We start from the raw sequence: 12538 nt of genomic DNA, 5'->3' as shown, positions 1-12538 counted from the left end.
CCGGTTGTTGGTTCCCAACAGCAGTGCCGTTCTGGCGCACATTCTTCTGCTATTTCCCGTCTTGTCTCTTTGTCACTTACCAGGTGCGATAAACACTTGGCCGCTACTCAGGATTCTCGGGCCGGCTAACGGTCGTCTGAAGAACTGAACAAGGGTAGCCTGCAGCCTTCCTGTGGGATGTTTCTTGGCCCGATTCACGAGGTTTGAACAGGGTGTCTTACAATTATATGAGTGATAAACCGATCGCTGACCGCGAACGGCAGTTCTCTTCGCTGCCGCCAGCGCGGCTTGTTGGGTTGTTCTCGCGGGTTGTAGCTGCGATAGTGGCTGACGGTTTCGTCAGTGCGGAATGTGAGGCGAACCATGTCTGATGATCTGTTGATTCACCGCCCGCCGGTTGCGGGCGAGTCTTTATCTTTGCGCTCCATGCAGGAGGTTGCCATGAATGATCGTAATGCCAGCAAGATGCTGCGCACTTATAACGTCGCCTACTGGGGCAACAATTACTATGACGTCAACGAGCTGGGCCATATCAGCGTGTGCCCGGACCCGGATGTCCCGCAGGCGCGCGTCGATCTGGCAGAACTGGTGAAAACGCGCCAGCAAGATGGCCAGCGTTTGCCTGCGCTGTTCTGCTTCCCGCAGATCCTCCAGCATCGCTTGCGTTCGATCAACGCCGCGTTCAAACGCGCGCGTGAGTCCTTCGGTTACCAAGGCGGCTATTTCCTGGTGTATCCGATCAAGGTGAATCAACATCGCCGCGTGATTGAGTCGCTGGTGAACTCCGGCGAACCGCTGGGGCTGGAAGCCGGCTCCAAGGCCGAGCTGATGGCGGTGCTGGCGCATGCCGGCATGACCCGCTCGGTGATCGTCTGTAACGGCTATAAAGATCGCGAATACATTCGCCTGGCGCTGATCGGGGAAAAACTGGGGCACAAGGTGTACCTGGTGATCGAGAAGATGTCCGAGATCAATCTGGTGCTGGAAGAAGCCGAGCGGCTGAACGTGGTGCCGCGCCTTGGCGTGCGTGCGCGTCTGGCTTCGCAGGGCTCCGGCAAATGGCAGTCGAGCGGCGGCGAAAAATCCAAGTTCGGCCTGGCGGCGGTGCAGGTGCTGAAGCTGGTGGAAACCCTGCGCGAAGCGGGCCGTCTCGACAGCCTGCAATTGCTGCACTTCCACCTGGGTTCGCAGCTGGCCAACATTCGCGACATCGCCACCGGCGTGCGCGAATCGGCGCGCTTCTACGTTGAGCTGCACAAGCTGGGCGTCAACATTCAGTGCTTCGACGTGGGCGGCGGCTTGGGCGTCGACTACGAGGGCACCCGCTCGCAGTCCGACTGCTCGGTGAACTACGGCCTGAACGAATACGCCAACAATGTGATTTGGGGCATCGGCGACGCCTGTAACGAACACGGCCTGCCGCACCCGACGGTGATCACCGAGTCCGGCCGCGCCGTGACCGCGCACCACACGGTGCTGGTCTCCAATGTGATCGGCGTAGAGCGCAACGAGTTCAGCGAACCGCTGCCGCCGGAAGCCGACGCGCCGCGCGCACTGGAAAGCATGTGGGAAACCTGGCTGGAAATGAACGAGCCGGAGAATCGCCGCTCGCTGCGCGAATGGCTGCACGACAGCCAGATGGATCTGCACGACGTGCATACCCAATACGCGCACGGCATGTTGGATCTGACCAAGCGCGCCTGGGCCGAGCAGCTGTATCTGAACATCTGCAACAAGATCCAGCAGCAGCTCGATCCGAGCAACCGCGCGCACCGTCCAATCATCGACGAACTGCAAGAGCGGATGGCGGACAAGTTCTACGTCAACTTCTCGTTGTTCCAGTCGATGCCGGATGCCTGGGGTATCGATCAGCTGTTCCCGGTGCTGCCGCTGGAAGGGCTGGATAAGCCGCCGGAAGGCCGCGCGGTGCTGCTCGACATCACCTGCGACTCCGACGGCACCATCGACCACTATGTCGACGGCGACGGCGTGGCGACCACCATGCCGATGCCGCCGTACGATCCGGAGAACCCGCCTGCGCTGGGCTTCTTCATGGTCGGTGCGTACCAGGAGATCCTCGGCAACATGCACAATCTGTTCGGCGATACCGCCTCGGTTGACGTGTACGTGTTCCCGGACGGCAGCGTCGAGACCGAACTGTCCGACGAGGGCGACACTGTGGCGGATATGCTGGAGTACGTGCAGCTCGATCCGAGTGCGCTGTTGGCCAAGTTCCGCGATCAGGTCAAAGAAACCGACCTGGACAGCGAGCTGCAGGCGCAGTTCCTGGAAGAGTTTGAAGCCGGCCTTTACGGCTACACGTATCTGGAAGACGAGTAACTGCCATCTTTAAGGGGGCGATGTCGGCCCCCTTGAAGCATGGATAAAATGCAGCCATAATCTGCCGTATCGGTAGCACCGAAACACACATCGAATAAATCCCTTTCTCGTCGGGCTAACGACGCGGGAGGGATTTTTTTTTGTAACGGCCCGGCGTCTGCGCCCGGCAACTTGTTGAACTACGAGGGTTTACTATGAGCACCTTAGGCCATCAGTCCGATAATTCATTAGTGTCCAACGCCTTTGGTTTCCTGCGCTTTCCGCTGAACTTCATGCCTTACGACAGCGATGCAGAGTGGGTCATCACCGGCATTCCGTTTGACATGGCGACATCCGGTCGCGCCGGTGGCCGTCACGGCCCGGCGGCTATTCGTCAGGTATCCACCAACCTGGCCTGGGAAGGCAACCGTTGGCCGTGGAGCTTCGATCTGCGCGATCGGCTGAACGTGGTTGACTGCGGCGACATCGTGTTCAACTTCGGCGATGCACAGGACATGAGCGACAAGCTGCAGGCGCACGCGGAGAAACTGCTGAAGGCCGGTAAGCGTATGCTCTCGTTCGGCGGCGACCACTTCGTGACCCTGCCGCTGCTGCGCGCGCACGCCAAGCATTTCGGCAAGCTGGCGCTGGTGCACTTTGACGCCCATACCGATACCTACGCCAATGGCAGCAAGTTCGACCACGGCACCATGTTCTACCATGCCCCGAACGAAGGCCTGATCGATCCGCACCACTCGGTGCAGATCGGCATTCGCACCGAGTTCGATCATGACAACGGCTTTACCGTGCTGGACGCCGCGCAGGTGAACGATCGCAGCGTGGACGACCTGCTGACCCAGATCAAAGGTATCGTCGGCGACATGCCGGTGTACCTGACCTTCGACATCGACTGCCTGGATCCGGCGTTCGCACCGGGCACCGGCACGCCGGTGATCGGCGGCCTGACTTCCGATCGTGCGCTGAAACTGGTGCGCGGCATGCAGTCGCTGAACATCGTCGGCATGGACGTGGTGGAAGTGGCGCCGGCCTATGACCAGTCCGAGATCACCGCGCTGGCCGCGGCGACCCTGGGCCTGGAGATGCTGTACCTGCAGGCGGCGAAGAAACACGCCTAACGCCAGGCCACGCCTCGCTGAAAAAGCGGCTCCCATCGTATGGGGCCGCTTTTTTTTATTTCATTTGTCGCCATCCGCGCTGCGATTTTCAGCCTGTTGCAACGCCTTTGCGCAATCCTGCGCAGAAATGAAACTGAGTCAGAGAAAAGGAACCGGGATTGCGGGGAGGATGAATATACTGCGCGCGGGTGCTCTGGATCTTTGTATCTGGAGCCTGCGTGAAAGGTACAAAGAGAAAAGCCCCGAGTCGATATCCATCAACCCGAGGCCTACTCTAACGCCAGCAACGTTAAGTTAGCCTCTTACCCGCCGCGAGGCAAGGAGAAGAAGGCATGATGCCGAACAAACGGAGCCTGTTAAAATTGGTGGTTATTTGTGCCACAGTAATATCACTGGCATGGATAACTCGCAGCACGCTGTGTGAGCTGCGGATCCGATCGGGCAACACGGAGGTTGCGGCCATTTTGGCTTACGAATCCGAACGGTAAGGCAACCCGGCGACGGGGGATGTCCCCCGTCTGCTGCTTGTTGGCGTCCAGATCCATGAGCACCCTCTCAATGCTTTCGGTTTCCGCCTCACAGGACTGGGAAACGGGTTTATGCCCGCTTCACCTGCCGCGCCAGCAACATGCGGCCAAACAGTGCACCGCCTGCCAGCAGCGTCAGCAACTGCGAGGCGATCAGCACCGCAAAGCCTGAAGACACCTTACCCTGGCTGGCCATCACCATACCCATCGCCATCGGCACAAACGCCGAGAACAGATTGCCGATGCCGTTGATCAGCCCATAGGCGCTGCCGACCGCCTCCGGCCGCGCATAATGTTGCAGTAGGGTAGGGATCGCCGCGCCCTGCGCGCCCCAACAGGCATTGGCCGCCAGCAGGAAGAAGGCGATCCAGCCAAGCTGATGGCTGTTCATCACGCCATAGATACACAGCGCGGTCGCTGCGCCGCCGCAGACGAAGATCAGCGGCGCTTGATAAGGGCGGATACGATCGAGCAACACGCCGCCGAGGTATTTGGAGGCGATGCTAACGATGAAAGGCAGCGCGGCCATCCAGCCCATCTGTTTGATGGAAAACCCCTTTTCATCGGTCAGATAGGCCGGCAGCCAGGAGCTGGAGCCCCACAGATAGCTGAGCGTGGCGATCTCGATCAGCAGGATCCAGCCGAGCATCGGTGTGCGCCAGGCCAGCGCAAAGGTGTGCCAGACGCGGCTTAGCACCGGTTGCGGATCGGCGGGGCGCGTGGCTGAAGATAGGGCGAGGGGATGAACGAACAGCCGCACCAGCGCCAGCCCCAGCAGCAGGTTGAGCAGCGCCACCAGGTGAAACGACATCGCCCAGCCGAAGTGCGCCATCAGGAAACTCACCAGCGGAAAGCCGAGCACCAGTCCCAACGAAACGCCCAGCGCGCTGACCGCGTTGGGCTTGCCACGCTCGTCGGCGGCGAAATGATCGCTGATGTACATGGTCTTCAGCGAGAACAGCGGCCCTTCGCTGACGCCAAGCAGCGCGCGCACCACGCACAGCAGCATCAGCGATCCCGCCAGCGGCGAGGCGGCGGTGAGCAGCGCCCATAGCACCACGCTCAGCGTCAGCGCGCGGCGATAACCCATCAGCGTTTCCAGAAACGGCGTCAGCAACATGGCGGACAGACCGTAGCCGAGCAAAAATACCGTCATCAGCGTGCCCTGGTGGGCGCGGTCGCCGCCGAGTTGGAAGTGTTGCAGGAAGTCGGGGTTGACCAACATCACGGCGATATTGACCCGATCCGCATAGGCGATAACGATCAGAAACAGCAGGGCGATCACCCCAAACCAGCGTTGACGTTGTTGCACGTTGCGTTCCTCAATGCGAGCGGTTGACGAATTCAGGCAGCAGTAAACTCACCCGCGGATGCCATTTCGCGCAAACGCGGGGGATGAGGCTGATTAATGTAAATTTATTGTTATCAAATAGGGTGTGAAAGACAGTGAGAAAACACTTTTACGCGCAATGCGTCGTCGGAATCAACGCATTTTTTGCCATAAATTAGTGGGAGAGCGCACAACTGATATAGGTTTTTCATATCGGTGCATGATTTCGTGATCTTTCCCGCATTTGTCATTTTTAAACAACCTTTCATTAACATTTGCCGTTCCGCTCGCTTGACGAAAGTTTCGCCAGACTTATAGTGGCTGTATTAAATAAGAAACTGAGTTTCATATATGAAACAATCAGATAGAGGACAAAAGCAATGAGCTGGAAGAATGTGTGCGAAGTGTCTCAGGTGAAAGAAGATTTTCCTTTCTCCGGTAAAGTGGAAGGAAAAGAGATCGGGGTGTACCTGCTCGATGGTAACTACTACGCGCTGGAAGACGTCTGCCCGCATGCTTATGCCTTGCTCAGCCAGGGGTTTGTAGACGACGGCAAGGTTGAGTGCCCGCTGCACGAAGCGCTGTTTGACGTGCGCACCGGCCAGTGCCTGCGCGAGCCGGGCGGCCGCGATCTGCAAACCTATCCCACCCGGGTGGTCGACAACCAAATCCAGATCACCTTTATCGCGGAGGAGTAATCATGCAGCACATCACCGATTTCAATCCCTGGCTGCCGGACACCCAACAGGTGACGCCGGCCCGCGAAGGCGGCAACGGTCAAATCCATCAGCCGGGCCAGTTCCGCAATGTCATCTGGCAAAACCGCGCCCGTGTGCCGGACGGTTTCGAAACCGCCCTGGTGGCGGCGCTGGAAACGATCTTCGAGCAGGGGGCGGAAGAGCTGGACCAGATCGTCAGCGCGTTGAATCAGCGCCGTCTGTTCGATCGTAGCGGCCAGCCGTGGAATGAGGCGACGTTCCGCGAATTCCTTCACGTTAACGGTTTCTGAGCCACATCCGGGAGAAGACAATGACAGCAAACACAACATCCTCTGAACAGAGCCTGCAGGACTATCTTGACCAAGGATTGCGTGGCATGTGGTATCCGGTGCTGGCCAGCTGGGAAGTGGGCAACAACCCGGTCGGCATCACCCGTCTGGAACAGCAAATTGTGGTGTGGCGCGACGGTGAAGGCCAGATCCACGCGCTGGAAGACCGCTGCCCGCACCGAGGCGCGCGGCTTTCCATGGGGTGGAACCTCGGCGATCGCATCGCCTGTTGGTATCACGGGGTGGAAGTCGGCGGCGACGGTACGGTGAAAGACGTGCCTGCAGTGGATCGTTGTCCGCTGGTGGGGCAAAAATGCCTGCGTTCTTACCCTGCCAAAGAAGCCTATGGCGCGGTGTTCCTCTATTTCGGCGTGACGGCGGATGAAGCGCCGGCGGAGCTGACTTTCCCGCAAGAGCTGGCGGACGAAGCTTCGTACAGCAACTTCCTGTGCACCGCCAGCTGGAACTGCAACTACCAATACGCATTGGAAAACGTGATGGATCCGATGCACGGCACCTACCTGCATTCTTCCTCACACTCGATGGCGGAGGGGGATCGCAAGGCGGATATGGGGCTGGAGCCGACCGACAACGGGTTTATCTTCAAGAAGAACGGCCAGATCGGCGTCAACTTCGACTGGGTGGAGTTCGGCAGCAGCGGTGCGTATTGGATGCGCCTGTCGATCCCATACAAGAAGCGCTTCGGGCCAGGTGGCCACTTCTGGATCATCGGCATGGTGGTGCCGGAAGACAAGGATCACTGCCGGGTATTCTTCTGGCGCATCCGTAAGGTCAAAGACTGGCAGCGCGACATGTGGCGCTTCATGTACCGTAATCGCCTGGAATCATTGCATTGGGACGTGCTCGAGCAGGATCGCATCGTGCTTGAGAACATGGCGCCTAACGCCCGCGGCCAGGAATATCTGTACCAGCACGACGTTGGTCTTTCGCGCCTGCGCCGCATGATGCAGAAAGAGGCGCAGAAACAGCTGGCGACGTTGCGTGAGCGGGAGGCGGCGCAGTGAACGGCCTGCTGAACGGTAAACGTATCGTGGTCACCGGTGCGGCGCGTGGTCTGGGCTACAGCTTCGCCGCCGCCATCGCCGCTGCCGGCGCGCAGGTAGTGATGTGCGACATTTTGGCGGATGAACTGGCGGCGAGTGGCGCCGCGCTGCGCGAGCAGGGCACCCAGGTGGAAACGCAGACGATCGATCTGGCGTCACCGGATTCGATCCGTTCGGCGTTCGAGAAGATCGCCGCTGGCGGCGGGATCGACGGCCTGGTGAACAACGCGGCGCTGGCGACCGGCGTCGGCGGCAAAACCATGATGGAATACGATATCGATCTGTGGGATCGGGTGATGCAGGTCAACGTGCGCGGCACCTGGCTGGTAAGTCAGGCGGCGGTGCCGCTGCTGGCGCGCAATCCGCACGCCAAGATCGTCAACGTGGCGTCGGACACCGCGCTGTGGGGCGCGCCGCGCCTGATGGCCTATGTCGCCAGCAAAGGCGCGTTGATTGCGATGACCCGATCGATGGCGCGCGAGCTGGGCCCGCAGGGGATCTGCGTCAACGCCATCGCACCAGGCCTGACGCGGGTGGAAGCCACCGAGTATGTGCCTGCCGAGCGCCATCAGCTGTACGAGCAGGGGCGCTCGCTGGCCGGGGCGCAGCATCCTGAGGATGTGAACGGTACGGTGCTTTATCTGCTGTCGTCGCTGGCGGATTTCGTCACCGGCCAACTGCTGCCGGTCAACGGCGGCTTCGTATTCAACTGAGGCCCGCAGGGCTGGCGCACAGCGCAGGAGCGAGAGATGGCGGACGAGCAAGCATGTAAATATCTGATCCCGGGACTGGATCGCGGATTGCAGTTGCTGCTGGCGTTTGGCGAGCAGCATAAGGAAATGACCTTCGCCGAGTTGCATCGCCTGGTCGATATGCCGAAGGCCACCGCTTATCGCGTGGTGCAGACGCTCGAGCACCTGGGCTTCCTGGAGCGCAATCCGCGCACCAACACGTTTGCGCTCGGTATCAAGGTGCTGCGTCTCGGCTTCGAATATATCGCGTCGCTGGACGTGGCGCAGGCCGGCCAGCCGGTGATCGAGCAGCTGCGCGATCGCAGCCAGTGCAGCAGTCATCTGGCGATCCGCGATGGGCGAGACGTGATCTACATCGCTCGCGTCAGTGCCGCCGGTTCACAGATCAATCAGGTCAGCGTCGGCACCCGTTTGCCGGTGCACCAAACCTCTCTGGGGCGCATGCTGTTGACCAGCGCCACCCGCAGCGAGTTCGAACAGCTTTATCCGGACGCGCAGCTGCCGGGCAATGCGCCGGGCACCCCGGCGGATCGCGAAACGCTGTGGCAAATGGTGCAGCAAGACAAGGCGCGCGGCTATGTGATTGGCGAATCGTTCTTCCGCCACGGCATCTCTTCGATCGTCTATCCGATCTTCAACCGCGAGCAACGGGTCGAGGCGGTGGTCAGCATCATGGTGCCGTCCGATGAGATCCCGAAAACGGATCGCGAGCGGCTGCGCATGGAAGTGCGCGACGCGGCGGAGAAAATTTCCGGCTTCCTCGGCGCGCCGCCGCAGGCCAACGTCGGCTAACCCACAGGACCGACTCTTTTACTCAGGCAGGGATAAGGCCCGCAGCAAACAGGGGCCGGGGTTCGATCATGCCTGAAAACCGTATGCAGCGAGAACGTGAGGCTGAACAATGAGCGTAATCGGAATCGAAAAACTGGAATTTGGCGTCGAAGATCTACCAACCTGCGAAAAATTCATGCAAGACTTCGGCCTGCAACCCGCCACGCAACATTGGGGCGAACCGCAGCGCGAATTCACTACCCTGAGCGGGGCGCGGGTTGTCCTGCACCCGTTGCAAAGCGCGGCGTTGCCTGCGGCGTTTGAGGGCGGTTCTACCCTGCGCCGTATGACCTGGGGCGTGGGCTCGCCCGCCGATCTGGCGCGCCTGCAGCCGCGTTTGGCGTTGATGCCCGGCTTTCGTCAGGTGGGAGAAGAGCTGGAATGCCTCGATCCCAACGGCATGACGCTGCGCTTCGTCGTTAGCCGCCAGCAGGCGGTCGAGGTGCCGGTCACGCCGATCAACCAATGGGGCGACGTGCGCCGCATCGATCAACCCAGCCCGGTCTATTCGCAGGCGCAGCCGATCAACATCGGCCACGTGGTGTTCTTCGTCGAAGACCTGGCGGCGACCGAGCGTTTCTATCGCGAGCTGTTGGATTTCCAGGTTTCCGATCGCTATATCGATCGCGCCGTCTTCCTGCGTACCCAGGCGCGCGGCGGCCACCATAATCTGTTCCTGCTGAAGCTGCCGAACCGCCCACGCGGCCTGAACCACGTGGCATTCACCGTGCGCGATATCCACGAAGTGATCGGCGGCGGCATCGCCATGAACAAAGAAAAGTGGAGCACCTTTATCGGCCCCGGCCGCCATCCGATCTCCTCGGCCTATTTCTGGTACGTCAACAGCCCGACCGGCGGCGCGTTCGAGTACTACACCAACGACGACTATCTGACGGAAAACTGGCAGCCGCGCGAGCTGGAGCATTCGTTGGTTTCCTTCACCGAATGGGCGGTAGAGGGCGGCATCGATCACGACACGCGCCGTCAGCATAAAAAGGCGGAGGCGTTATGAACCGGCCGGAACATGCGGGCATCGTCATCGTCGGCGGCGGCCAGGCCGGCGGCTGGGCGGCCAAGACGCTGCGCGATCGGGGTTACAGTGGCCGGCTGACAGTGGTCAGCGATGAGCCCTACGATTTTTACGAGCGGCCGCCGCTGTCGAAAGCGGCTCTTCTGGATGCCGCAGCCCCCCTCAGCCGGCTGTTCAGCGAACAGACGGTGGCGGAGCTGAATATCGACTGGCGTCGCCCGCTGCGCGCCGAGTCCATCGATGCAGAACAGCAAATCGTCACGCTCAGCGACGGGCAACGGTTGCAGTTCGAGCAGTTGCTGATCGCCACCGGCGGGCGGCCGCGTTTGCCGGGCGCCGCCTGGGCGCAGCACCCGCGCGTGATGACGCTGCGTTCCTGGGACGATGCGGCCCGGTTGCGGCAGGGTCTGCAGGGCTGTCGTCGCCTGGCGATCGTCGGCGGTGGTTGGATCGGGCTGGAGATCGCCGCTTCCGCGCGCCGTCTCGGCACCGAGGTGACGGTGTTCGAACGCCAGCCTGCGCTGTGCATGCGCAGCGTTGGCGCCGACGTCTCACAGGCGTTGCTCGAACTGCATCGTCAGCAGGGCGTCACGGTGCTCTGCGGCTGCGGCGAGATCTCGCTGGAAGATCGCGATGGCGTCGCCTGGATCGGCAGCGAAGTCAGCGATCCACAGGCATTCGATCTGGTGGTGGTGGGGATCGGCGTCGAGTTGAATCTCGCACTGGCGCGCAGTGCCGGGCTGGCGATCGAGTCCGGCATTGTGGTCGACGGCCAGGGGCGCACCAGCCATCCGGCGATCTTCGCCGCCGGCGACGTGGCGCGCCACCCGACGCTCGGCCTGTGCCTGCAGTCCTGGGCCTACGCGCAAAATCAGGCCATCAGCACCGCCTGCGCGATGCTCGATGCCTTCGCCGCCCCGTATGACGACGTGGCCTGGCTTTGGTCGGATCAATACGACACCAATATTCAGATCCTCGGCGTGCCGAGCGGCGGCGTGCACCATGTAGTGCGCCATACGCCGCAGTCGCAGGTGTACTTCACGCTGAACGCCGATCGGCAACTGGTGCAGATGGTGGCGTTCAACGATGCGCGCACTATCAAGCTCGGCAAGCGTTGGCTGGCGAGCGGCCGGGTGCTGGATCCGCAGCAGCTGGCGGATGCGGAGTTTTCTTTGATGGCGTTGAAATAACGCCCGAACCTCGGGAGCGTTTTATGACTACGCAAGACATTGACGCCCGCGCTGGACGGGCGGGGGAAGCCGTTGCTGAAAATCCGCAGCAGCGGGTGCGCTGGTCGGTGCCGATCGCGCTGTTTGCCTGCGTGCTGCTGGCGTTTTTCGACAAGATCAGCATCGCGGCGCTGTTTTCCGATAGTGAGTTCCAGCAGGCGTTAGGGATCGGTTTTGACCCGGCGCGATTGGGCTTGCTGATGAGCGCGTTTCTGTTCTCCTACGGCATTTCCTCGATGCTGCTCAGCGGCATCGGCGATCGGCTTAATCCGGTCAAAGTATTGATTGGCATGATGGTGGTGTGGGGCGTGCTGATGGTGTTGATGGGGATGGTGCGTTCTTATCACGCCATGATGACGCTGCGCATTCTGCTCGGCATCGCCGAAGGGCCGCTGTTGCCGATGGCCTACGCCATTATTCGTCAGGCCTTCCCGCCGCAGCTGCAGGCGCGCGCCACCATGCTGTGGTTGCTCGGCACGCCGCTGGGCGCCGCGCTTGGCTTCCCGGTCACTCTGTACATCCTCAATACCTTCGACTGGCAGGCCACCTTCTTCTTTATGGCGTTTCTGACGTTGCCGGTGATGTTGCTGGTGCTGTTCGGCATGCGCCACCTGAATGTCGCACGCCCGGCGGCGGCAACCAAGCCGGCGGTTTCCGAACGCAAACAGCATCGCCGCGAGCTGTTGCGCAGCCCGCACTTTTGGATGATCTGCCTGTTTAACATCGCTTTCCTGACCTACCTGTGGGGCATGAACGGCTGGCTGCCGAGCTACCTGATCAAGGGGAAAGGCATTCATCTGGAGCATGCCGGTTACCTCTCCTCGTTGCCGTTCATCGCCATGCTGCTCGGCGAAGTGTTGGGCGCCTGGCTGTCGGACAAGCTGGATCGGCGCGCGCTGGCCTGTTTCTTGTCGCTGTGCGGCGCCGGCCTGGGTCTGGCGGTGGTGCTGCACCTGCAGGGCACCTACAGCGTGATCGCCGCCATGGCCTTCAGCACCTTTATGTGGGGCGCCGGCGCGCCGAATATTTTCGCGCTGTTGGCGAAGGCGACCAGCAGCAAGGTCAGCGCTACCGCCGGCGGCATCTTCAACGGGTTGGGCAATTTTGCTGGCGCGCTGGCGCCGGTGCTGATGGGGGCGTTGATCGCCGCCACCGGCAATATGGATAACGGCCTGCTGTTCCTGGTGGTAATGGCTTTCGTCGGCTGCCTCATTCTGCTGCCGTTACTGAGAAAGTACTGAATTAACAATTGCTAAGCCCAATGGATTTCAT

At 60.9% G+C, this 12538-nt stretch carries 12 protein-coding genes; 11 read left to right on the top strand and 1 reads right to left on the bottom strand.

What is annotated here, in order from left to right:
* Positions 1 to 363 precede the first annotated feature (363 nt).
* The 3 genes from speA to EGY12_RS03605 all read left to right on the top strand — a co-directional run bounded on the left by speA (position 364) and on the right by EGY12_RS03605 (position 3943).
* A complete protein-coding gene (gene speA, locus EGY12_RS03615; RefSeq protein WP_123892603.1) occupies positions 364 to 2340 on the top strand; it encodes a biosynthetic arginine decarboxylase in 1977 nt (658 codons plus the stop codon).
* A gap of 194 nt (positions 2341 to 2534) precedes the next feature.
* Complete coding sequence (gene speB / locus EGY12_RS03610; protein WP_004937606.1) at positions 2535 to 3455, top strand: agmatinase; 921 nt, start codon at positions 2535 to 2537, stop codon at positions 3453 to 3455.
* Positions 3456 to 3790: 335 nt separating this feature from the next.
* A complete protein-coding gene (locus EGY12_RS03605; protein ID WP_033638576.1) occupies positions 3791 to 3943 on the top strand; it encodes a Hok/Gef family protein in 153 nt (50 codons plus the stop codon).
* Positions 3944 to 4052: 109 nt separating this feature from the next.
* On the opposite strand, the gene EGY12_RS03600 is transcribed toward EGY12_RS03605, so the two are convergent.
* Entirely contained in the window at positions 4053 to 5294 is a 1242-nt protein-coding gene (locus tag EGY12_RS03600) for an MFS transporter (RefSeq protein ID WP_123892602.1), read from the bottom strand.
* 398 nt (positions 5295 to 5692) lie between these two features.
* Between EGY12_RS03600 and EGY12_RS03595 the strand changes: the two genes are divergently transcribed.
* The 8 genes from EGY12_RS03595 (at position 5693) to EGY12_RS03560 (ending at position 12507) form a co-directional block, all read left to right on the top strand.
* Positions 5693 to 6010 carry a non-heme iron oxygenase ferredoxin subunit gene (locus EGY12_RS03595; RefSeq protein WP_004937614.1) on the top strand — a complete coding sequence of 106 codons (318 nt, stop codon included), beginning with the start codon at positions 5693 to 5695 and terminating at the stop codon, positions 6008 to 6010.
* Between the two features lie 2 nt (positions 6011 to 6012).
* Complete coding sequence (locus EGY12_RS03590) at positions 6013 to 6321, top strand: recombinase-like helix-turn-helix domain-containing protein (protein WP_123892601.1); 309 nt, start codon at positions 6013 to 6015, stop codon at positions 6319 to 6321.
* A gap of 20 nt (positions 6322 to 6341) precedes the next feature.
* The gene (locus EGY12_RS03585; protein ID WP_123892600.1) at positions 6342 to 7385 is read left to right on the top strand and encodes an aromatic ring-hydroxylating dioxygenase subunit alpha; all 1044 of its coding nucleotides are present in this window, start codon (positions 6342 to 6344) and stop codon (positions 7383 to 7385) included.
* On the top strand, positions 7382 to 8137 hold the full coding sequence (locus tag EGY12_RS03580) for an SDR family oxidoreductase (RefSeq protein WP_123892599.1): 756 nt from the start codon (positions 7382 to 7384) through the stop codon (positions 8135 to 8137). The genes EGY12_RS03585 and EGY12_RS03580 overlap by 4 nt, the downstream gene beginning before the upstream one ends.
* 36 nt (positions 8138 to 8173) lie before the next feature.
* Complete coding sequence (locus tag EGY12_RS03575) at positions 8174 to 8968, top strand: IclR family transcriptional regulator (protein WP_123892598.1); 795 nt, start codon at positions 8174 to 8176, stop codon at positions 8966 to 8968.
* 109 nt (positions 8969 to 9077) lie between these two features.
* A complete protein-coding gene (locus EGY12_RS03570; RefSeq protein ID WP_049274197.1) occupies positions 9078 to 10019 on the top strand; it encodes a VOC family protein in 942 nt (313 codons plus the stop codon).
* On the top strand, positions 10016 to 11227 hold the full coding sequence (locus EGY12_RS03565) for an NAD(P)/FAD-dependent oxidoreductase (protein ID WP_123892597.1): 1212 nt from the start codon (positions 10016 to 10018) through the stop codon (positions 11225 to 11227). Before EGY12_RS03570 ends, EGY12_RS03565 begins: the two co-directional genes overlap by 4 nt.
* Before the next feature lie 23 nt (positions 11228 to 11250).
* On the top strand, positions 11251 to 12507 hold the full coding sequence (locus tag EGY12_RS03560; RefSeq protein WP_063988744.1) for an MFS transporter: 1257 nt from the start codon (positions 11251 to 11253) through the stop codon (positions 12505 to 12507).
* Positions 12508 to 12538: the final 31 nt, after the last annotated feature.

The sequence above is a fragment of the Serratia sp. FDAARGOS_506 genome (assembly GCF_003812745.1).
Taxonomy (GTDB): Bacteria; Pseudomonadota; Gammaproteobacteria; order Enterobacterales; family Enterobacteriaceae; genus Serratia.
This window is presented reverse-complemented; position numbering and strand designations above follow the sequence as displayed.